Source organism: Mesotoga sp. Brook.08.105.5.1 (assembly GCF_002752635.1).
In the GTDB taxonomy this organism is placed as follows: Bacteria; Thermotogota; Thermotogae; order Petrotogales; family Kosmotogaceae; genus Mesotoga.
In genome coordinates, this window is sequence record NZ_AYTW01000056.1 from 73798 (window position 1) to 95496 (window position 21699).

A 21699-nucleotide genomic window follows, 5' to 3' on the forward strand; every position below is an offset into this window, starting at 1 on the left:
CCCGGAAATTCAGTTCAAGTAAGAGAATATCCCGTTTTGCATGACTTCTTCATAAGACGGAAGATTTTCGACTTCAATCGTTTCACCTATCATCATTTCGTAAGCACCAAAAAGAGATCTTATTATCTGAAGCTGTAAACCTGCCCTGTGGCTCAAAGGATAGTCGGGATCGTTGATAACGTCGTATCTATCTCTCCATGAATCCTGTCCGGGATTTGGTGTCTCCGAAAGGAATGAAAGCGAACCAGTTGCGTCACGGATTTCAAGGTGACTTAAGCCTCTGAAGGCCCTGTTTGATTCTTCGAGCTTCATTGAAACACCATAGAAGGCTTCTATTTCCATAATCGCTACTGCTCCGATTTCAAGAGCATCGGGATGACAAACCAGTGTGTAAGCCAGACTGCTGCCGGACCGCTCATTTCCTTTGCTGTCGATATAGCTGTCAGGCGTTCCACTCTCATGCATGTCAAGATTGAAATCGACGTTCTCGGTTTTCACGAGCTGGATTATTGCGTAGGCAAGCTGCTGAGTAGGATTTCCGTCTGCAACTCCCGGATACTGCCTGTTCAAATTCCTGGATTCCGCCCCATCGTCGAGAGTGAAATCAGACTGAGCATGTTTGAAGATCTCAGGATCAGGAATGCCCTGATCAACCGGATCGGTTCTTCTGTCGCCATACACCAAGAACCTTTTGCCGGACCTGCTTTCAATAGGTATAAAATGAGGTGCCTTTCCCGTCTCGTCAGGTATTGAAGCCGCGCTGATATTTGAAAAGGGAAGTACGATTACCCTGCCTTTCGTAACTGTAACATTCTCTATGAAGACTATCGCTGCGGTTGTGCCCGAAATCTCTCTAGCATGGGTTCCTCCCATTAGAAGAAAGGTCGGTCCTTCGATGCCGCTGTCCATGAAATACACGGGAGTATCCATATTCGTGTTTCGCAGCGGAGAGAAATAGTCAGATAACCAACCGATGTCGGTGACACCGTATCCGGGACGCACATCCGGTCTGAAAAAACTTCCGAAGAGTGCAGAAGTTAGAAATAGAGCCACAATCAAAATTGCTTTTATTCTCATTAGTTTTCCTCCAAAGAAATAAGGGGCGCAAGAACGCGCCCCTTCTATTCATATTGCTATTTGCCGAAGTATTCGGCCAGTACGTCTTTCAGGTCAATTGTCTTCTCAAAAGTTGCCAGGGGAACTCCGGCCTCTTCGCTGAACGATGTGAAGAAACCGTCTAGATCGGCGTCTGATTTTACAAAGTATGCATCTGCAAAAGGTGCGAGTTCGGTGACTATTCTGTCGGAAGACGGACCCCTTCTCGATTCGCCTTCCAGATTGCAGATAACTACTTTCACACCTCTTTCTTCAGCCGCTTCGGCGAGTGACTTCACTCTCCGGATCTCTGCCTCGATATCTATGTTGGCAGCCCCAAGGCCTTTTCCGCTGGCTCCAACGACCAGCACGAGGGTCTTGAACTGAGAAATGTCCACGGTCTCTACGCTAAGAAGCTTTTCAAAAGTGTATTCCAGCTTGATCATCTTTGCAACCACTGTGAACTGAAGCGCGCCAGGAGATTGCCCGGCCGAAGTAACTGCAACTGGTTCTTCAAGAATTAACTGCTCTTCGGTTCCCTCTGCAGCAAACCCTAAGAGTGCAAAAAAGACAATCAGTAGTGCCGTAATCAATAGCCTTTTCAAATCACATCATCCTTTCTATTTCTCAAAATTCCGGTGCGGAAGCAGATCCTAATCTTCTTATGGAGCCGGCTCCTATCATCAAACCGTTTTCTTCAACAGAAACAAGATTCGGCCCGCCAAAGAAGAGATCGGGGTATGAATATACATTCAGTTGATGTCCAAGAACCTTTTCGAGGAAGTCAAGTGTAGTCTGTGGATAGCCTTCTTCAATTCTAAGATCCTTGTAAGTTGTGTAACCAACGAACTTGGGCGTTCTTATTGCCTGATCCACAGGCATGTTGAAGTCTATAAGGTCAACTGCCAGCTGAACCATGGTGGATATTATTCTACCGCCTCCAGGTGTACCGATTACCCAGCGAACCTTTCCATCCTTCTGAATTATTGTCGGACAGATTGTCGTTCTCGGTCTCATTCCCCCGGTAAGGTTGATGACGTCTCCTTCTCTGTATGAGGAGGCAAAGTTGGCCATCTCATTGTTGAAAAAGAATCCTTTGAAATAAACGCTTGTACCGAAGAAGCTCGAGATCGTCTGGGTCCAGGCAACGGCGTTTCCGTCTTTGTCAACAATAGAGAAATGGGTTGTCGATGGCGATTCTTCCACTCCGCTTTCATTAGCGGCTACCGACTCGAGAGCTTCGAGTAGGACCTCTTCATAAGTTGATCCATCTGCAAATGGGTAGGCGTCTCCCTGATAGTCATAGTAGGAAGCTGGATCGAAGGCCTGTGACAGATCGATCGCCATGAATCTTGTTTTGGCATATTCTTTGCTCATGAAGGCTTCATAAGGAAGATCGTAGAACTCCGGATCGCTTATGTAAGCTCTTCTGTCGACGTCTCCAAGAACCAGCGCCTGCTGAATAATATGAACTGCCAGAGGATCGTCCCAGCTCATTGCGGGAAGATTGTAGTTCTCAAGAGTATTGAGAACGGCAATAAGCTGAGGGCCGGAAACCGGCGGGTGCGGAACATAAAAATCGTATCCCCTGTAAGTCCCGTGAAGCGGCTCTCTAACGATAGCCCTGTACATCTCGAGATCCGATTTTCTCATAAAACCGCCGACTTCAATCATGAACTCTTCTATCTCATCTGCGAGGCTTCCAGTGTAGAATGTATCGATGCCTTCCTCTTTTATCCTTTCAAGAGTCTCTGCCAGCTGGGGATTTGTGAATACTGACCCGGCTTCCCAGACAAAACCCTCGTTCAAGAAATCGAAGCCGTTTTCGAGAACAAGTTCGTACTTGTCGGAAGTAGTCTGGGCGAACGTTTGGTCGACTATGAATCCATCTCTTGCAAGGTCTATCGCGGGCTGAATGAGATCTGCCAGAGGAAGTGTTGCTCCCAACAGCCAGGCTTCCTTTATTCCGGCAAGGACTCCGGGAACACAGGCTCCCTTTGGAGTGTAATTGGCTTTGCTTATCGTAAGTCCGAGCTCGGAAAGAGCTTCGTAAGAAGCTGCCATCGGAGCTGCACTCCTGAAGTCGATAGCGAATTTGCTTCCGTCGGCCATTGTGATCACTGCATAGCCTTCTCCGCCCAAGCCGGATGCGTAGGGTTCGACAACGCCAAGAGCAAAACTCACGGCAATGGCAGCGTCAACAGCGTTGCCTCCCATCTCGAGAATCTTTGCGCCTACTTCGGCTGCGTAATTGTTGACTGCAGCCACCATTCCATTGCTTGAGGCAACAGTCGGAGCAGTCACGGTAGCAAAAGAGGCCGTGAACGTGAAGGCGATAAGTGTAACGAGCAATACTACTTTTTTCATTCTTTCCCCTCCAATCTAGAAATGTGTGTTTCTCATGAAACTGGATTAAGATAAGTCCCCAGACCATCAACCAGCCCCTCATAGGGCGGAATGTCCGAAAGAAGGATCATCCTCTCGGGAAACATCATGTTCCAGGAATCGACTAGAACTCTTATTGTTGCAACATGTCTCGCTACTCTGAGATCAAGAGGATAACCTGTTTCGTCATATGGAGCGAACAATTTCCCATCTTTGGAAGCCTGCAAGTAGAACTTGTCGATCCCTTTTGTCACGAGATCTTCCGTTGTCTTTCCCCGCAGTCTTCCCTGTGAAGGATTTGATACTTCTAGAAGAACAACCTGAGCATCTGAATTATCCCCGATCTCTCTGTGAGTAAGCCCTCTGAGATTGATTGGAGACTCTTCAAGTCTGATGTCGATGCCTTCCATCTCAAGCATCATCTGAGTCATAATTGCCAGTTCTGCGGAATCCTGGTGAAAGACGATTGCATTGTTTACAGGGTACTCTGGCGAAGACTCATGTAGATCGCAAACCAGATCTATTTCCTCTTCGAGCACTAGATTCATAATAGCGGCTGCCACCTTTTCGGTAGAATAACCGTCTTCTCGTCCGGGGAAAGTCCTGTTCAAGTTCGATACTTCTCCTCCTCCAAGCGTAGCGCCTGTCGGGTGCAGGTAAATAGTAGGATCAGGCCATTGAGAGATAGGATTAGTCCTTCGAGAGCCAAATCTGAATACTCTCTCAGTACCGTCCGGCAATTCTATAGAAAAGAACTGAGGAGCTCCCTCCATCGCATCGTTGTGGGTGAAGGCGCTATGGTTGGAACGTGGTATTACGTATATAGTGCCCGAGATCGCAGACACATTCTCGACGAAGACTACGGCCGCGAGAGTTCCCCCCGGTTCGTTCGGATGTGTTCCGCCCAAAAGGAGGAACTTGCCGCCCTCTTCAGAACCCTTGATAATGTACACTTCCGTGTCCAGCATGGTTCCTCCAATCGATGGCAACCACTCGCTCAGCATTTTTATCTCGGTTACACCATTTCCGGGAACGATAGGTGGGTCCTCCCACATTGCCGTGAATGAAAAGGCCGAGAGAATCACGACAACCACAACAGAAGAAATGAATATCAAGAATTTGAAGTGTCTTTCCAAGTATACCAGTCCCTTCTGCCTCGAAGAAACCCAACTCCGTTTGCATTTCGCATATCTACAAGAACTCAGCAAAAAGCTCCAGTTAGAGGGTCGCTGAATTCAATCGGGTATCTAGGAGGCTTGTAAATGATGGTACGATATAATCATTATACTACTGAATTCTGTGCAAGGAGGACTTTGAAAAAATGTCAACCTGTTAATAATTTCAAAGCAATAAAAGTCTATACATCCAAACAAACGCATGTAGTCTAATTTGCTCTCGTTATTATGATCGAATAACCATCGGATTTCTCATTGAAGATCAAAGACTTGTGTTTGATGATCCTTTGAAACTTAACTTGCCGTTGGGGAGTTGATTTCGCTTAAGAACAGTGGTTCTGGGAGTTCTTGCGAATTATTCGGAGCTTGAGATGAGATGGCTAGGTTTTTCATCACTTGTATTTATGACCCTTCTTCTGTTTGTTCAAACAGCAGTTTCATCGCTGGATTTCGAGATTATCATGGTGCCTTTTCTTTCGATAATCGTTGTCGGATTCGTATGGGAGGCTTTCAGAGAGTTTCCCTCCAAACCTTCATCTGACGTAAGCCTTATGGGATATGTGACCTCGCTGGTTTGGGTTAGCGCAGGCACACTGACGGCGTATTTTGTAAGCATTTATCTTGGGCTTGGAGCGATAGTGGCCGCAGCGCTCGTTGGTCTTGTTGGTGCTGCGCTAGTTAAGGACCACGCTGTTGAAATCTATTGCGGGGCTTTCGTTGGAATGGTCTCTCCCGATGTTCTTCACGACTTAGGACACATAGTTTTGGCAGGGGTGATCGCAGGAACAATATACTTCATCGCCAGGGACGTCTTTGAGGGTTATGGGGGAAAGCTTGGGGCAATAGCGTTCAGCAGCTGGATAATAGTTTCTACAAGCTCTAGATGTGAACTGATTGACGTACTGCTCGAATTTCGTCACTTCGGGATAAGTATAATGCTCTTCAGCCTGGCTTCAGCAGTACTGACGTATGTGTTGTCCATAAGACTGAAAAACGGTCCCGTCGTTGCATCCAGCCTGGTGAGTCTACTTGGAGGGTTGCTACTGCCTGCATTTGGAGCCGAAAACGCGGCAGAACTGGCGGCCGTTGTGATGGCTGCCTCCTTTGTCGGTATGTCTTCCAGAGAGAAGTTAAGGAGCGAAAAGGCAGTTCTTTTCAGTGCGCTGATTATGGGAATAATGTTCATATATAGCGCCAATCATTTTGGAGGAGCCGGAGGAAAGCTTGGAACGCTCGCTTTTGGAAGCGCGGTCTCATCGAGGGGACTGGTATCCCTCGGAAAGATGATTATCCGAAAGAGAGCTGTTAACTAGACTAGTGTTCAATTATTAAGGGAGATTCGATTACATGGATTACTCCGTCTCTGCACAGAATATCTCTTTCGATTATCGGGATTCCGTTTACGGTGGACTGATCACTTATCCTTATGTTCAAGGGCTTTCCATTAGCTGCAAATAGGGTCTGAGCAATCCTCAGTTCAGAGTGTAGATATTCGTTTGGAATGATGTGATAGGCTAGCAGTTTCCCCAGGGATTCTCGGTCGCTGTAACCCAGCTTAAGATCCTCTTTAAGATTGATGAGTGCCTCATTTGGTACAGCAAAGACGGTGATACGATTTTCCTCGTTTGATTGATCATCGAGATCCAGATTTTCGAGAAGTGTCGTCATGAGATCGAATCCCTTTTCTTCAAGACCCTCCTTGATTGATGGCAGGGTTCTCCGAGAATTCCGTGGGAACATCACATGATCGATTATGTGTATGATTCCGTTTCTTGCTTCTATATCGCCCACGATTATCAGGGTGTCTTGAATGCCCAACCCGGATTCAGTTACTTTCACCTCAATTATCTCCCCTTGTAGCGATCTCACTTCGTTTTCAAGGATCAAATCACCAGTTGTGAAGAGACCTTTTGATATGTGATAAAGAAGCACCTCACTTAGCCATTCCGGGTCACTCATTAGAGCTTCCATTGTTTCACATGGTATTCTGGCGAAGGCAACATCGCTCGGCACGAAGATGGTTATCGGACCCTCACCTTTCAAAGCATCCACAACGGCCGTCTCTTCAAAAGCAGACACTGCCACGTCCAGTATTCCTGTATTCCTCATTACCTGGGCGATGTCGGGCTCTTCACGGGGAAATATCACAGAATCTATCACATGAATTATGCCATTCGATGCCTGGATGTCCCTGACCACTATTGTTGAACCGTCGACTCTTATTCCACCTCTTGCGTCGATTCCAAGGGTTTGACCGAGAAGCGTGTCGATCTCGGGTTTCTGAACGATAACTTGAGATGTCATTTTGCCGCTAACAATATGATATAGAAGAACTCTCTGTGAGTAAGAGGCATCAGCTGAAAGCTTCTCGCCAGTTGCAGGGGGAAGCTTAGCAAAAGCTCCGTTAATGGGTGCAAACAGAGTGAATGGCCCTGGGCCTGATAGGAGAACGTCAAGCCCTGAGGACTCGACTTTTCTTGACAAATCACTAAGCTCTTCAGTTTCACGCAGCATCGAAAGAATGTCGTTTTGCCCAAAAACAATTAGCGATGAAATCACTATAAGAACAAGAAGCAAATTCCTTACCATCACTTCACCTCCTCGGCCGAAAACCGAAGATTGTACCCATAGGAATTGTACAACGAAAGCCGAATTTCGATTAACGATTTTCGGTGTAGTAAAAAAACGGGAGACGGGCAACATCGACCCGGCTCCCGAAGAATTAAGCGAGGCTACTTCTTTGGTGTCTCTTTCTTGCCTTCTTTTTTTGCTTGCTTCTTGACTTCTTTCTTCTTGTCCGCCATACTGGACATCGTTTCTTGTTGCGGCTCATGGCCGCACCAATTGAGTTTTAACAATGTTTTTTGCAAGTTGCTTCTAATATTTGCCCTGCTATGAAAAGTATTGGAATGAAAACTCATTGCTCCAACTGGGAGCGAACAAACAGAGACATCGTCGACTCACAGAGAAGCCGAATCCGTTTGAAACAGACCGCCCGAAGATTCGATTTGCCGGCCTAACGCTTGAATTGTATGATCTTCAATGAAACGAAAGGAAATTAATCGATCTGCAAGTATAATATACTAACGGCAAATTTAGGAGGCTAAGAGAGATGAGGAGCATTTTGATCAATGGGGAAGTTGCTTATAACGCTTCTTCGCAGATACTCAACAGCGATACTTTTAGAGAGATACTTGCAGAACTCATAAGAGATTCCGAAGAAAAGAAGAACTCGCTTCTTTCGTTGTTCGAGCCGTTTCTGAAGAATACAGATACAGTAGATACCTCCATAAAGTACGATATCGAGGGGATTATAGAGCTTCTTCTTGCACTTACGATCGATCCGATTGAGAAGATTGATGGTTCACCGTATTATTCCTTCCCAAAGATGAGCAACAAGAAAGAACTTCTTGTAAGGTTTGTCGAGAGCTTGTTTTCTCTGTGGAGAAACAAGCACAGATTCATAGTAAAGAGAGATGAGTACACCCCGAATCGCTTCGATAGAATTTTCAAGCAGATGGTTCTTGTAAGAACCAACACAGACCTCAAAGGTTTGGTACTCAGCCTTTACAGGCAGATACTGATAAATGTTTCCGATGTCAGACTAAAGATTTTGAGACAGGAACCAGGTGGTGCTCAGGTGGGATTCATTGTTGATCGCCCTGAAGTAGATGAGAGAGTTAGGGTGGACGGAGCCGACTTTCTGTACGACATGGCATGCGTCTGGAGTATAGTCTTCGAGCCACCGGTAATCTTCTATACCAGGTCAAACAAAAGACAGGGATTGTTTAAGGTCTATGACAAGCCCGTTCTGAGAAGACTGGATATCTCTTCAGGAAGAGACTGGTTTTTGTTTCCCATTCACGTAGGCTCCAAACTTGTCTTCGTGGTGGTAAACAAAGAGTACCTGGCTCTGGCTGCCGGTCTGGGGAATCTGTTCGAGCTCGCGAGTTTCGATATCGTCAAGTACAAGAAGCCCGATGGCATATACGTTTTGGGATTAGACAACTCTCTCTTTGAAGAGAGCGGGGACTTCAACGGAGTTATTTACAGAGAAGACGATGGCACTTATGTGGGAGTAGTCGGGGATGATCCCAAGATCGACTATTTCGGCTACATGAAAAAAATGATACTCACAATTCACAACTTGCTTGTGATCGATGAAGGCAGGCTTCCGATTCATGGAGCTCTGGCTCACATAAAACTGAGAAACGGAAAAAAGGCCAATGTAATGCTGATTGGCGACAGCGGAGCCGGTAAGTCCGAAACCCTCGACGCTTTGAACAGGCTTTCTTCGGAAGTATCCGAGGTAAACATCTTGATCGATGACATGGGATCTCTCGACATAACTTCATCCGGTTCCGTGGTCGCATACGGTACTGAAACGGGAGCCTTTGTACGTCTTGATGATCTTCAGCCTGGGTATGCCTATTCAACGATGGATCGAAGCATATTCATGAACCCTAACGAGATTAATGCCAGGGTGATTGTCCCCTATTCCAACTATACGGAGATCATTAAGCCGACAAAGATTGATTATTTCCTCTATGCAAACAACTTCGACGAGAACACTGAGGACGACCTTCGCATTTTCAGTGACCCTTCCGAAGCGGCGGAGGTCTTTTCGAGCGGCGCGAGGATGGCCAAAGGAACTACGTCCGAGAAGGGTCTGACTTACAGTTACTTCGCGAATCCTTTTGGAGCAATTCAAAGGCGGGATAAACACGAGGTAATAGCCGATCGCTATCTAAAGGCCATGATAGATGCGGGGGTAACGGTTGGCGAGGTCAGGACGAGGTTAGGAATACCGGGATTCGAGATGGACGGGCCCCTGAGGGCCGCTAAGGCTATGTTAAAGGCTATAGACGAGCAGGACTGAGATAGAGCTGACGCCTGCTACAGCTGGTAGAATCTATAGTATTGGAAAAGACTGACGTATCGATTGGGTGGTGAAAGCTGTGTCGAAAAATGTAATTGAAGTGAAGAATCTCCGGAAATATTATGGCGACACAAAGGCTGTTGACGGAATAGAATTCGATCTCAGAGAGGGAGAAGTACTGGCCATTTTGGGTCCCAACGGCGCCGGCAAGACCACAACTGTGGAGATGCTTGAAGGACTGAGAAGGCCCGACGCAGGTACAATAGAGTATTTCGAGGAAAGACTTCTTCCTTCCGGCGAAAGGGTGAAGGAGGAGATCGGTGTTCAGCTCCAATCGTCGAGTTTTTTTGAATATCTCACTGTCAAAGAGACTCTTGACCTTTTCAGAGGTCTTTACCGGAAGAGTATTCCATCAAGAGATCTGATCAAAGAGGTCTCGCTGGAAGATAAAGCGAAAACCTACACAAAGAATCTCTCGGGAGGTCAGCTCCAGAGGTTGGCAGTTGCAGTGGCTCTTGTAAATGATCCAAGAGTAGTGTTTCTGGATGAGCCCACCACCGGACTGGACCCTCAGGCAAGGAGAATGTTGTGGGAGACGATATTGGCCCTTAAGAAGAAGGAAAAGACGGTAATCCTTACGACTCATTACATGGAAGAGGCAGAACGACTGGCCGATAGAATAATCATAATGGATTACGGAAAGATAATCGCTAGAGGGACTTTGGATGAGCTCATTGACTCTATAGATGCGGAAAATATCGTCACTTTTAGTGTTCAGGGAGAGGATCCCGTACCTAGGGAATTTCTGGATATGGAAGGTCTTCAACATGTTGAGAATCGCGAGTATTCGGTGACAACGAGGGATGTAGAGAGAATTCTAGGTCGGCTTTTCGAGAGATCGAAGAGATTTGGCCTTCTCCTGGACGACGTTACGATTCGAAAGCCCAATCTGGAGGACGTCTTTATCACCCTTACCGGCAGAAAACTGAGGGACTGAGGTGGATTTCATGAGCAGATTGTGGAATTTCACGTCAGGGCTTTTCAAGAGCGAAATCAGAGAGTTCCAGGTGATGTTCTGGAGTTTCATCTTTCCCCTGATTCTATACTTCATACTGACGTCGGTTTTCGGGCCCTTTTACGGGGGCGATACGCAGGGAGTGAGTTTCAGAGTGGGGATTGTGAGGGAGGAGAATCTTGCGGGATTTGGAAAGATTATCGACGAAGTCATTGAAGGGATCTCCTCGGAGAGCGGTCCGTTTGTTAAGAAGGAGTACGGGTCAATCGATGATGCTCTAGATGATCTTAGAGAGGGAAGGCAGGATATCGTGCTCGTTATTCCCGCCGGAACCAACGCCAAGATGACAAGCGCGCTGGCACTAAAGATGGGCGAGGTACCCCTTCGAGTTCACTATATCAGCGGCAAAGAATCGTCCTCGATCGCTTCGGGCATTATGGAGGAAGTAATAAACGAAGTGAATCTCGAGATCGAACGGCGGAGCGGAGGAGATTTCCTAGACATTGTGACGGAGACAAGGGTTATCTCCGCAATTGAAAAAGAGCCCTTTGACTACAAAGAGTACATCTTCCCGGGGGTTGCTTTGATGATGATTCTTTCGGTAGCACTTTTGAACAGCCCCTTGGGTCTAATTCAGTACAGAGAGTCCGGGGTGAATAAGAAACTCTACACAACGCCTTTGAGATCTCTTGAATACTTTGCTGGCCACTTAGTCAAATTGATAATAACTATGCTTATCTCGCTGGTGCTTCTGTACCTTGTGGCCACTTTTGTCTACAGGGTGGGCGGTTCAATCTTCGATATCAGGTTTATCCTGACTCTGCTCTTTTCAATGATTGTTACGGTATCTTTTGGTCTAATGATAGCTTCCTTCTCGAAAAAGCTCTCAACAGTTTCCGTTCTTGGGCAGACTCTGTACCAGATAATGATGTTTCTCGGGGGCCTTTACTTCCCCGTATTTGATCTCCCATGGGGGATCCGTTGGTTGGTCTACGCATTACCGACCACCTATCTTGTCGAGCTCAGTAGAAGGGTAATGGGTTACCAATTCGCGCCGCTTTCGGTGGGCTGGCTGATAGTGGTACCTCTAATCTGGACTGCATTCTCACTGCTCGTTTTTGCCGTGAATTTCAAGAAGGTGATGGGCTATGAGTAGAAACAAGTTGAAAGCTGTCTTCATCGCCTTTGCAAAGGAAGCGTTCAGAAACAAGCTCGAAGTCTTTTTCACGTTGTTCTTCCCGATGATATTCCTGCTGCTCTTCGGTTTCTTTTTCGGCGGCTCAAGTGATTATCAAAAAACCTCCGTAGGCCTTTATCAGACCGGAACTTACGATATTTCTCCGGTAATTGAGGAGACGGGGGCATGGAGTCTAAGCCTCTTTGACGATGAGACGAGCCTGGAAGAAAAGATAAAAAGCGGAGATATCTTGCTGGGAGTTACATTCGATGGTGAGAAAATCTCCTATCTGTACCGTGAGGGTGATGTTGGTCAGCTGAGTACAATAGAAATGGCCAGGGCAAGTATCTCGGCGGCCGTTGAGAAGGAGATTAACAATGTGAAGTCGGTGATTGTTGTTGAGAACATCCCTGAGACAGCCGGAAGAGTTCGCGCAACCGATGCCGATTACACAATGTCTGGCGTCGTAGCGATCTCTCTCCTTTCGGCCGGGATGTTTTCAGTGATAAGCGTCTTCGGAAGGTACAGAAAGAGGGGAGTTCTTGATAGATTCAAGATCACTCCGCTCAAACCCTTGACTTTCATTTTTGGAAGCACTCTGACTAGATTCCTGGTTAGCATTGTATCGATACTCCTAATCATGATTGTGAGCAGGTTGCTGTTCAGGACTACCTTCCAGACAGATTGGTTGCTATTCCTTATCTCAATAATCTCCTCCACTTTGGGGATGATGGCACTTGGACTCTTTCTGACGCTTATTTTCAGAAATCCAGAGACGGCAGAAACTGCTGCAAGTATTCTGATGGTTTTAATGGTCTTTCTGGCTGGCATATATTTCCCTCTCTCCTTTTTGCCCGATTATCTGAGAATAGTGTCCGCGTTTCTTCCCGTAAAGTATGTGGCAGAACTTATGAGGCATTCCCTTGGAATAGAGTTGGTCTCTACAGCGTACTTTGTCATAACTAATGTCGTGCTATCCTTCAGTGGAGTATTGCTTCTTTACTTCACCGGAAAGCGTTATTTGAGAGCTTCTTGAGAAAGGGCGTATAATCTGTTTTTCGAGAAGACATGATAAAACCGTGTTGCTATAATGAATCTGAAGGGAGGCTTTTTGAGTGAGTGATACTGTAAGAATTGCTGAAGGGATACACTGGATAGGAGTGAATGACTTTGAGACTCATCTTTTCGAGGCGCTATGGCCGCTTCCAAGAGGAGTGTCCTACAACTCATATATCTTGATAGATGATAAGGTCGTCCTTATAGATACAGTGAAGGGTGCATTCTTCTCTGCTTTTCTCGATAAGATCAAGTCTCTGCTACCTGAGGGGAAGAAAGTTGATTATCTTGTCGTCAATCATATGGAGCCAGATCACTCCGGTTCGATTAAGGTTTTGAGAGAGGCCTTTCCTGACCTAAAGGTGATCGGAAATGAAAAGACGATAGAAATGCTCCATGCATTCTATGATGTCACAGATAATTTGATCGCAGTCAAGGATGGTGAGGAGCTCGAAATTGGTTCAAAAACTCTGCGGTTCTACATGACACCAATGGTTCACTGGCCAGAAACCATGATGACATATGAAGAATCCTCTGGAGCCCTCTTCTCCGGAGATGCCTTTGGAGGTTTCGGTGCACTTAACGGAGGGATTTTCGACGACGAAGTTGATGTAGATTTCTTTGAGGATGAAGTTCTCAGATATTTCTCAAACATTGTCGGCAGATACAGCTCTATGGTTCAAAAGGCGTTTGAGAGACTATCGGGTGTAGATATAAAGATCATCTGCGCCACTCATGGGCCAGTTTGGAGAAGGAACCCTTCCAGGATTATTGATCTTTATGATCGCTGGAGCAAGCAGGAAACGGAACAGGGAGTCGTTTTGGTTTATGGTTCAATGTACGGTAATACGCAGAAAATGATGGAAGCTGTCTCTTCAGGTCTTGTTAAGGGTGGTGTTGACAAGATCAGGGTTCACAACATATCGACGACGCACATATCTTTCATTATCAGAGATATCTGGAGGTTCAGAGGGCTGGTAATGGGAAGTTGCACTTACAACATGGAGCTGTTCCCTCCGATGAAGCAGCTGATTAGCGCGATAGAGAACAGGATGATGAGGAACCGCAAGATAGGTGTTTTCGGTTCCTATACCTGGAGTGGCGGAGCCCTGAAAGAGCTTCAGCAGTTCGCTTCGAGATCAAAGTGCGATCAAGTGGGACCCGTGATAGAAGCAAAAAGCTGTCCAACGCAAGAGGATCTCGACAAGTGTGTTGAACTGGGTCTGAACATGGCAGCGGCGATAAGGTCATAAACTAGTGCCTGTCTCTTCTGCAAAATCGATTGGTAAGCATTTTGCGAGAATTGTGATTGGCACAGATAATTGAGAGATCTAATTCAACTGAATAGCTCATTTATGAAGATTTCAGAAGGAACGACAAGGAGCCTCTCAAGTGGTAGAGGCTCATTCCTTTCTTCTTAGTTGCTCCTGCCATTTGCCGCACCGGTCGCCCCAAACTGCTATTATTTCTCCGTCGGCTTTCACGTTGATTCGCAGCTGTTCGAACAACCGTTGCAGATGAAACTTGAAGGGCGGAAGTCGAGATTCAAGTAGTCGAAACCCTTGAAGGACGTCTCTTCGGACTTTCTCTCGATCTCCTGGCGCGCAAGAATCGCGCCGCCAATGGCTCCCATGACTTCGTAGTTCTCAGGAACTACTACTTTTCGTGGCCGACTGCCTCTTCAAATGCCTTCTTTATTCCCTTGTTAGCTGCCACTCCGCCCTGAAAAACAAAAGGCGGCTCAAGTTTCTTACCTCGTCCGAGATTGTTTATGTAGTTCCTGACAAGTGCTTTGCACAAACCCCATATAATGTCGGACTTAGAGAAACCGTACTGTTGTTTCGCTATCATATCTGACTCCGCAAAAACTGTGCATCGCCCTGCTATCCTAACTTCTGTCGTAGCCTGAAGGGCGAGATCGCCAAACCTCTCTATGGGGACTCAGAGCCTTTCTGACTGATGATCAAGGAAGGAACCGGTTCCTGCCGCACATACAGTGTTCATGGCAAAGTCGGTTACCATACCTTCTCTTATCGGTATTATTTTCGAATCCTGGCCTCCTATCTCAAAGATCGTCCTCACATTTCCGATTTCCCTAGAGGCAGCGACGCCGTGAGCAGTTATCTCGTTCTTTACGATATCGGCACCTAGAAGGACTCCTGCGAGCTGTCTGCCACTTCCGGTAGTTCCTACTCCCATGACAAGCGGCTCATTCAGTTCCTCCCTAAGCTTCGCGAAACCCAGCTTAACGGCGTCCATAGGTTGGCCGTTGGTTCTGACGTAATACTTGAAAACTATATCGCCGCTTTCGGAAAGCGCCACTATGTTGGTACTCACCGAACCGACATCTACTCCAGCAAGAATCTCCACAGAAATCGCTTCACTTGTTAGCGGCAATGCGTTTGAGCTTAGAGTTTCTAATAAGATCGACAAAAGCCTCTATTCTCGTCACTTCTGGAGACCCCAAGTTTACCGGCAATGGGATAAATCAACTTTGGTGAAGTGATGTCTTCAGTACTGCTTTGAATGTCCAGTGTGAGCAACTTCGACCTGACTGACGGGATTCCATGTTCTATCATGTCGAGTAGTCCCATGAACTTGGGGCAGAAGAACTTGCCCTCTCAACTGAAACCATTCTGGGCACAAATACATAATCAACGCCCTGATCGACCAATCTGAGGACGTGACTGTTGTATATCTTGATCGGAACGCAGATCTCTGGAACGGAGACTCCGATCCCTCTGTCAATCGTCTTCTTGTCGGTCTTCTGCGTTGTAATTACCTCTATTCCCAGTTCTTCAAAGAGATGGACCCAGTACGGCCCGTAATAAATAATATAAGAGTGCTCCAGCTATTCCTATCCTCAACTTATCTCTTCCCCACCGACCCGTACCGACAGGGTGTGGCATTTGACCAATATCAAATATAGCCATCCGTTGTCGACTGGAACAACGCTGGCAATGTAAAAGCTTCTGATCAGGACCAGTCTCGGACAGCTCCTGTGTGCGATGGTTTAATCTCTCTTTAATTACATAGGGGATAAGCTTGGTTCATAACCAAACGAAGAAGGGAGGTTAAAGAAAATGAGAAAGCTACTATTCTTGATTGTCTTGCTCTCCGCGTTTTTCTTCTCTGGGTGCGTGGATCTTACTTTGCCAGAGGCTGACAGGGGAACGGTGAGAGTTGTTCTTACCGATGCGGTAATCCCTATCGAAGAGATTGACTCTCTTATCGTAAGGATTGAAAGCATAAAGCTCTATGGATCCGAGGAGGTTCCTCCAGATGAATACGAGCCTTTTGTGATTGTCGACGAGCCATTTGAAGTAGACATTCTTACTCTTGTGGGAGCGACTTTCGAACTGCCCGACACTACAGGAGTCGTCGGTGTATATAACCAGTTGCGGATAGAAGTGTCTGCGGCAACTATGACGGCCAATGAGATAGTCTATCCAGTAACCGTCAACTCTGGATCATTGAAGATCAACAATCTGGGTCTCGAGATTGACGAGGGTTCTGTGACTAATGTTGTTCTGGACTTTGACTTGTCGAAATCCCTGAAAATCAACGGCCGGTGGGAGGACATCGTCAGTGAGGCCGAGATCTCAGGCGAGAAGAAAAGCCACGAAGACAAGGTCCACATGACGCCTGTAATCCATGTGCGCCACGGAAGCCTTTTCGATGTAACGGGAGTTGCCTCTGCGGATCAGTTGCCTCTCCTTGCAGCGCTGTTTCCAGAAGTTGATGGCGAGGCGCTTATGACGTTTACCCATATAGACAATCCGATTTGGGAGGAAGGCGAGTTCAGATTCTGCAAGGTTGGTCCTGGAGAATATAGGCTGGAGTTCTTCGACAATTACATGGAGGAAGGTTTCTCGGTCGATGAAAGCGAATCCAGATATCAGTCCCTTTCAGTTACCGTTGTAGATAAAGACGTCGATCTTGGTACAATTGTCTTGGTTGAGAAATAGGTGCAGCATATAGTTAAGTCTCGGTCTGCCCTCAATGAGTTTGGGTTGATTAACTGGAAAGCACGAGGGGATTCATCCGTTCAACACTGTCGATGGTTTGCGGAAGTGAAGGTGGAACTCATATGAAGAGAATCATTTGTCTCGCCTACGCTATTGCTTTGGTGTTTTCAGCCGCACTTTCGGTTGGTACTGTGCTTGAAAGCGAGCAGTCTTTGCTTGGTTACCTGGTTGGGGGTGGGGACTTTGAGCTATCAGTCAGCATCACCTTAATTCAGAAGGTGCAGCGGATAGCTGCTGGTGAGATTCTCGCTATCTTTGTTCTTCCCGAAGGGTTGGTAAGGGTTGTGACCGACTCCAGAGTATTCACGCTCTCTTCAGACGGTGAGATTTCCGAAATAACGGAAGCTAGCGAGGCCGGCATTTTATCAGAAGTAAAGATAATTGACGCCTTCTCTCTTGTTTCTCTGCAGTCAAGGGAGGAGGTTCGCGGTATCTTTCTGGTACAGGAAGAGAACGGTCACTTCTGGCATGTAATAACTGAGACGATGTCCTACAGGTTAGCAAGCAGTTTTGCTTCAACGTTAAGCGTAACGGCAAATGAGAAGGCGCTTGAAGAGGCAAGCGAGAGACTGCAGAAGTCCCTGGTTGAGAAAGAGGATTTGACTCCTTCGGAAAAGCCTGGCAAGCCCGACGAACCGGGCAAACCCGATGATCCTGGCAGGCCCGATGATCCAGGTAAGCCCGACGATCCGGGCAAACCCGATGATCCCGGTCAGCCAGACACTCCTCCCGGCAAAGAAAACGGAAAGAATTGATGCTCGATGAAACTCTTGATAGTTGAAGATGAGAAAAGACTGCTCGATAATGTCGTCTCTTTTTTTGAGCGTTCCGGATTTCTTGTGGATGCCTCCCAGAATGCAGAAGAAGGACTGGATCTTGCCCTTGAGCGCAGCTATGATTGTATTGTCCTCGATGTTCTCCTGCCCGGCATGAACGGTTATGAATTCTGCCGCTTTCTGAGAGAAGAGATGAAGTCCGATGTCCCCATAATAATAATCACCGCACTGGGCGAAGTCGACAGCAGAATTGAAGGCCTTGAGATTGGAGCCGATGATTACGTTCCCAAACCGTTCGATCTGCGTGAGCTGGAAGCCAGAGTAAGGGCTCTTGTAAGACGAAATCAGCTGAAGATAGAATCGATAGTTCAGTACGGTCCTCTTCGTTACGATTCGAGAAAGGAAGTCTTCACCTGCTCCGAGGGAAGACTGGACTTGACCTCGAGAGAGGTTTCAATCTTCGCACTGCTCTTCCGAAACCCGGGAGCTGTCTTCTCCAGAGAAGAGATAACCGACAAGATCTGGGAAACAGGCTTTGAACCGCGCAGCAATATTGTTGATGTTTATATTAACTACATTAGAAGGAAACTTGAGTCGGCTGGGATGTATGACGTGATCGAAACGGTTCCGGGAAAGGGTTACAGATTCAGGGGTTTTGCAGATGACGGTTAGGGGAAAGATCTCACTCCTTTACCTCGCAACTTACGGCACCGTGGTGATTTCGCTAGGCCTTACGGTCTTTTTTGTCCTGAGGAATCTCGAATTTCGCAGGATAGATAATCTGCTCCTGTCATTTCATAACGATATAGTCAACACCTACAAATTCGCAGATCAAGAAAACAGACTTCTGAACCTTGCGGGAAATGAGGACTTTGGATTCGCCATATACATAGAAGATGAACCGGTAGCGAGTTTTCGGGCTGAACCGGAACTGTTCAAAAAAGCTGAAGGAATCGGCACAAAAGGAGACCATCGATATAGAGCGACTGTCGAGCTGATCGAAGGAACCGAAGAGAGATTCGTGACTTTTTACAATCTCGGAAAGTCCGAGGAGTATCTGAAGTTTGTTCTGGCAGCAGTGGTCTTTTCCTCGTTATCCATCTTGTTAGCCGTAAGCCTCATTGGAACAATATTCACGAGAAAACTGATAAGACCTTTTGAACAGGCCGGCAATCAAATGGAGCTGATCAGCAGAACGGGGCTGAAGGATGCCAGAATTTCGCTCAGAAAGAGTGGAGACGAAGTTTCAAAGCTTGAAAGTGAAATCAATAAGGCGCTGAGCAGAATCGAGCAGTTGATAAACGATGCGAAGCAGTTCTCTTCAAGAATCGCTCACGAATTGAGAACGCCCCTAGCAGTAATGAAATCGCATCTTCAGCTCTCTTTGACCGGCAGTTCCTCAAAAGAGAGTATGCGCGAAGCCTTGAGAGAAACTCTTGAGGAAGTGGAAAAGCTTATAAGACTCTCTGAAGAGTATCTGCTTCTGTCTCGCACAGAGATCACCGTACCAATTGAGCAGAGAGAGATAGATCTCTCCCGACTTGTACTGGAGACTACAGAGAAGATCATGATCCTTCATCCCGACAAGGAGATTGAAATACAGATCCTCCCCGATATAGTGATCAGTGCCTCCGGATACATGATCGAGCACGTAGTAATGAATCTTCTTGACAATGCCTGCAAGTATTCTACGGACGATTCTATAAAGATCAAACTGACCCGTGAAGAGGAATTCTCTCTGTTATCTGTTTCCAACAAGGGCAAAGCCGTCGATTTCATGAGCCTTGATGAATCCGTTAAGGGAGTGCAGGCTCAGGGATATGGTCTCGGCCTGAGAGTGGTCTTGTCAATTTTGCGTGCGCACAATCTTAGGCTCGATTACGAACATGAAGAGGGCATCAACAGATTCATGATCGAATTTCCCAGTGAGGCCTATTCCAGATAGCATGAGACACGGCCTGGAAGCCTGACGATTCGTTGTCTGCGTCCAGTCACAGGCTCGAGTTTGAAAGTAGTCTGGTAAGATCGAGTATCACTGACAGCGGAGGAAGAAAATGAAGCTAAATGATTTCAAACTGGAAGTTTACTTTGAGAAGCACGAGTTCGACGCACCCTACCTTCTTGCCCAGTCTGACTGTGAAGCCATGACGATCGGCGAGTTGCTGAAAATGAACGGGGAACCCCCCTCGAAGTTCATGGATACGTGGCTTGGCTACACAGAAGTTCCCGGCAATCGCGATTTGAGGACGCAAATTGCAGGGCTTTACTCGACCGTCGAAATGGAAGAGGTTATAGTTCACTCAGGCGCGGAAGAGGCGATCTTCAACTTCATGAATGTTTTTCTTCAGAAAGGCGACCATGTGATCTGCCAGTTTCCGGTTTATCAGTCACTTTACGAAGTTGCCAACGCAATCGGATGTGAAGTGACCCGCTGGGAACTGAGAAGAAGCGGGGAAGAATGGAGCTTTGATGTGGATGAACTGAATGATCTTGTTCGCCCAGAGACTAAATTACTAGTGATAAACAATCCTAATAACCCAACCGGGTACCTTGTTTCTAACAGAGACCTGATGAAGATCGCTTTCTTTACCGAAGAAAGGGGAATTTTCGTTTTTTCCGATGAGGTCTACAGAGGGCTTGAGCTTGATCAATCTATAGAAAAGCAGAAGTCCTTTGCAGATATTTCCGACAACTCTCTGGCGCTGGGTGTGATGTCGAAATCATACGGGTTGGCCGGCTTGAGGATCGGCTGGGTTGTATCTCACAACAAAAGCGTCCTGAAATCAATGACTAGATTCAAACACTACACCACGATCTGCAACAGCGCTCCCTCGGAGTATCTTGCCTGGAAGGCGCTGTGTGTAGGAGATAAGATCCTAAAAAGGAACAGAGCGATAGTTGTTGAGAACTGGGATCGAGCTGCCCTCTTCTTCGAGAAGCACTCATCGGTATTCAGAGTTTCGAGACCGAAAGCAGGACCCATAGCTTTTATACAGTTCGTTGGAGGAGACGTTGATCGCTTCTGCTCCGAGCTCCTTGATAATTCCGGAGTTCTGCTTCTTCCCGGATCGATGTATGATTACGAAGGCGGCTACTTCAGAATGGGATTCGGGCGAAAGAGCTTCGCTGAAGGGTTGAACCGGCTGGATGAGTTTCTGGATTCATCCGATAGATGACTACTCATTGAAGTGATTCCTGCTGTCTATACGTGAATAATAGATTCCAATCGACAAAACCAAAGGGATTGCAGATTCCCTGGCGAGATTTCTTAACCTTTCGTCAACAGCAAGACGGGTTGACTTTAACAATTTCTCGTGGTAGAATTATAATTGAAGACGCTTTCAGAGCGTCTTTTTTCTTTCCTCTATGATTCTAAACGAAACTCTGATCGCCGAACGGAGCGAGAGGCTCTTAGTGTCGTCCAGCCATTCTTGCGCTTGGAACCGATGTCCCTATGCTCCTCTCGGAGAACGGTGAACCGAGAACTGACTACCCGTTCTTCCAACTTTGCAACTTGGATCTTGGAACTGACAACTGTTCTTATCAAAGAACGGCGAACCGCTTTCTTTGCTCTGTCCGACCCGCAACCCCTAGCCTCGTTTTTCCCTTTCCTTACAACTTGGATCTTGGAACTGACAACTTTTCTACCAGGAGCTTAAGGAAGAGAAGACAGCAATCACCCGGCGGAAGAATATCAACTTGTTTGAACCAACTCAATTTGCCATCCTGATGTGCTCTTGATCAGGATCTGGTCTTTGATCTTATCGTTGAACGGGTCCATAATCTGGGACAGTCAACGGTAACCGCTTCTCACAGCACACTGCGGCTCTCAATACCGAGATGCTGAAACAAGTTCAGCATGACGGGCTGTATATTTTTGCTTTCGGGTCGTTAACCTACAACTTGGAACTCACAACTTGCAACTGATATCTTGCTCTTACCAACCCGCAACCGGTGAGTAGCCCAGGGGGATTTCACCCCCAGGCTCTCTCAGAACCGGACTTGAACCTCTCGATTCATCCGGCTCCCATTATCCAGCCATATAGAATATCCCCATTGTCCAGTGTACAAATAGATGAGGCTCTCTGTGAGCAAGAGCTTCTAGCCATTTAC

At 46.8% G+C, this 21699-nt stretch carries 16 protein-coding genes and 1 pseudogene; 11 read left to right on the forward strand and 6 right to left on the reverse strand.

Translation table 11 applies throughout. The annotated features are described in order from the left end of the window. Positions 1-9 precede the first annotated feature (9 nt). Genes V512_RS13445 through V512_RS13460 form a run of 4 tightly spaced genes read right to left on the reverse strand, consistent with a single transcriptional unit; the run spans position 10 to position 4616 of the window. The gene (locus V512_RS13445) at positions 10-1077 is read right to left on the reverse strand and encodes a succinylglutamate desuccinylase/aspartoacylase family protein (protein WP_099830956.1); all 1068 of its coding nucleotides are present in this window, start codon (positions 1075-1077) and stop codon (positions 10-12) included. A gap of 56 nt (positions 1078-1133) precedes the next feature. Further along, on the reverse strand, positions 1134-1700 hold the full coding sequence (locus V512_RS13450; protein WP_099830957.1) for a DUF6305 family protein: 567 nt from the start codon (positions 1698-1700) through the stop codon (positions 1134-1136). Between the two features lie 22 nt (positions 1701-1722). Then, positions 1723-3462 (reverse strand): gamma-glutamyltransferase, encoded by a 1740-nt coding sequence (ggt, locus tag V512_RS13455; RefSeq protein ID WP_099830958.1) that lies wholly within the window; start codon positions 3460-3462, stop codon positions 1723-1725. A gap of 32 nt (positions 3463-3494) precedes the next feature. Next, the gene (locus tag V512_RS13460; protein WP_207759770.1) at positions 3495-4616 is read right to left on the reverse strand and encodes a succinylglutamate desuccinylase/aspartoacylase family protein; all 1122 of its coding nucleotides are present in this window, start codon (positions 4614-4616) and stop codon (positions 3495-3497) included. 410 nt (positions 4617-5026) lie between these two features. On the opposite strand from V512_RS13460, the gene V512_RS13465 reads away from it, so the two are divergent. Beyond that, positions 5027-5968, forward strand: coding sequence for a hypothetical protein (locus V512_RS13465; RefSeq protein ID WP_133117347.1), 942 nt, complete (start codon positions 5027-5029; stop codon positions 5966-5968). 1 nt (position 5969) lies between these two features. Here the strand turns inward: V512_RS13465 and V512_RS13470 are convergent, their stop codons facing one another. Then, positions 5970-7244 (reverse strand): fasciclin domain-containing protein, encoded by a 1275-nt coding sequence (locus V512_RS13470; protein ID WP_099830960.1) that lies wholly within the window; start codon positions 7242-7244, stop codon positions 5970-5972. A 523-nt stretch (positions 7245-7767) separates the two neighbouring features. On the opposite strand from V512_RS13470, the gene V512_RS13480 reads away from it, so the two are divergent. The 5 genes from V512_RS13480 to V512_RS13500 all read left to right on the forward strand — a co-directional run bounded on the left by V512_RS13480 (position 7768) and on the right by V512_RS13500 (position 14035). Beyond that, on the forward strand, positions 7768-9534 hold the full coding sequence (locus V512_RS13480) for an ATPase (RefSeq protein ID WP_099830962.1): 1767 nt from the start codon (positions 7768-7770) through the stop codon (positions 9532-9534). A gap of 79 nt (positions 9535-9613) precedes the next feature. After that, the gene (locus tag V512_RS13485) at positions 9614-10531 is read left to right on the forward strand and encodes an ABC transporter ATP-binding protein (RefSeq protein WP_099830963.1); all 918 of its coding nucleotides are present in this window, start codon (positions 9614-9616) and stop codon (positions 10529-10531) included. A gap of 10 nt (positions 10532-10541) precedes the next feature. Further along, positions 10542-11705 (forward strand): ABC transporter permease, encoded by a 1164-nt coding sequence (locus V512_RS13490; RefSeq protein ID WP_099830980.1) that lies wholly within the window; start codon positions 10542-10544, stop codon positions 11703-11705. Beyond that, the gene (locus tag V512_RS13495; RefSeq protein WP_099830964.1) at positions 11698-12762 is read left to right on the forward strand and encodes an ABC transporter permease; all 1065 of its coding nucleotides are present in this window, start codon (positions 11698-11700) and stop codon (positions 12760-12762) included. Before V512_RS13490 ends, V512_RS13495 begins: the two co-directional genes overlap by 8 nt. Before the next feature lie 79 nt (positions 12763-12841). Then, positions 12842-14035, forward strand: a complete 1194-nt coding sequence (locus tag V512_RS13500) for an FprA family A-type flavoprotein (RefSeq protein WP_099830965.1) — start codon at positions 12842-12844, stop codon at positions 14033-14035. Positions 14036-14185: 150 nt separating this feature from the next. On the opposite strand, the pseudogene V512_RS15220 reads toward V512_RS13500, so the two are convergent. Further along, positions 14186-15152 (reverse strand): annotated as a pseudogene (locus V512_RS15220) (acyl-CoA dehydratase activase). Positions 15153-15865: 713 nt separating this feature from the next. Between V512_RS15220 and V512_RS13515 the strand changes: the two are divergent. The 5 genes from V512_RS13515 (at position 15866) to V512_RS13535 (ending at position 20762) form a co-directional block, all read left to right on the forward strand. Continuing rightward, on the forward strand, positions 15866-16750 hold the full coding sequence (locus V512_RS13515; RefSeq protein ID WP_099830967.1) for a DUF4382 domain-containing protein: 885 nt from the start codon (positions 15866-15868) through the stop codon (positions 16748-16750). 122 nt (positions 16751-16872) lie between these two features. After that, positions 16873-17565 carry a hypothetical protein gene (locus tag V512_RS13520; protein ID WP_099830968.1) on the forward strand — a complete coding sequence of 231 codons (693 nt, stop codon included), beginning with the start codon at positions 16873-16875 and terminating at the stop codon, positions 17563-17565. Positions 17566-17571: 6 nt separating this feature from the next. Further along, the gene (locus V512_RS13525; protein ID WP_099830969.1) at positions 17572-18258 is read left to right on the forward strand and encodes a response regulator transcription factor; all 687 of its coding nucleotides are present in this window, start codon (positions 17572-17574) and stop codon (positions 18256-18258) included. Then, complete coding sequence (locus V512_RS13530) at positions 18248-19531, forward strand: histidine kinase dimerization/phospho-acceptor domain-containing protein (protein ID WP_099830970.1); 1284 nt, start codon at positions 18248-18250, stop codon at positions 19529-19531. Before V512_RS13525 ends, V512_RS13530 begins: the two co-directional genes overlap by 11 nt. A gap of 109 nt (positions 19532-19640) precedes the next feature. Further along, complete coding sequence (locus V512_RS13535) at positions 19641-20762, forward strand: aminotransferase class I/II-fold pyridoxal phosphate-dependent enzyme (RefSeq protein WP_099830971.1); 1122 nt, start codon at positions 19641-19643, stop codon at positions 20760-20762. Positions 20763-21699: the final 937 nt, after the last annotated feature.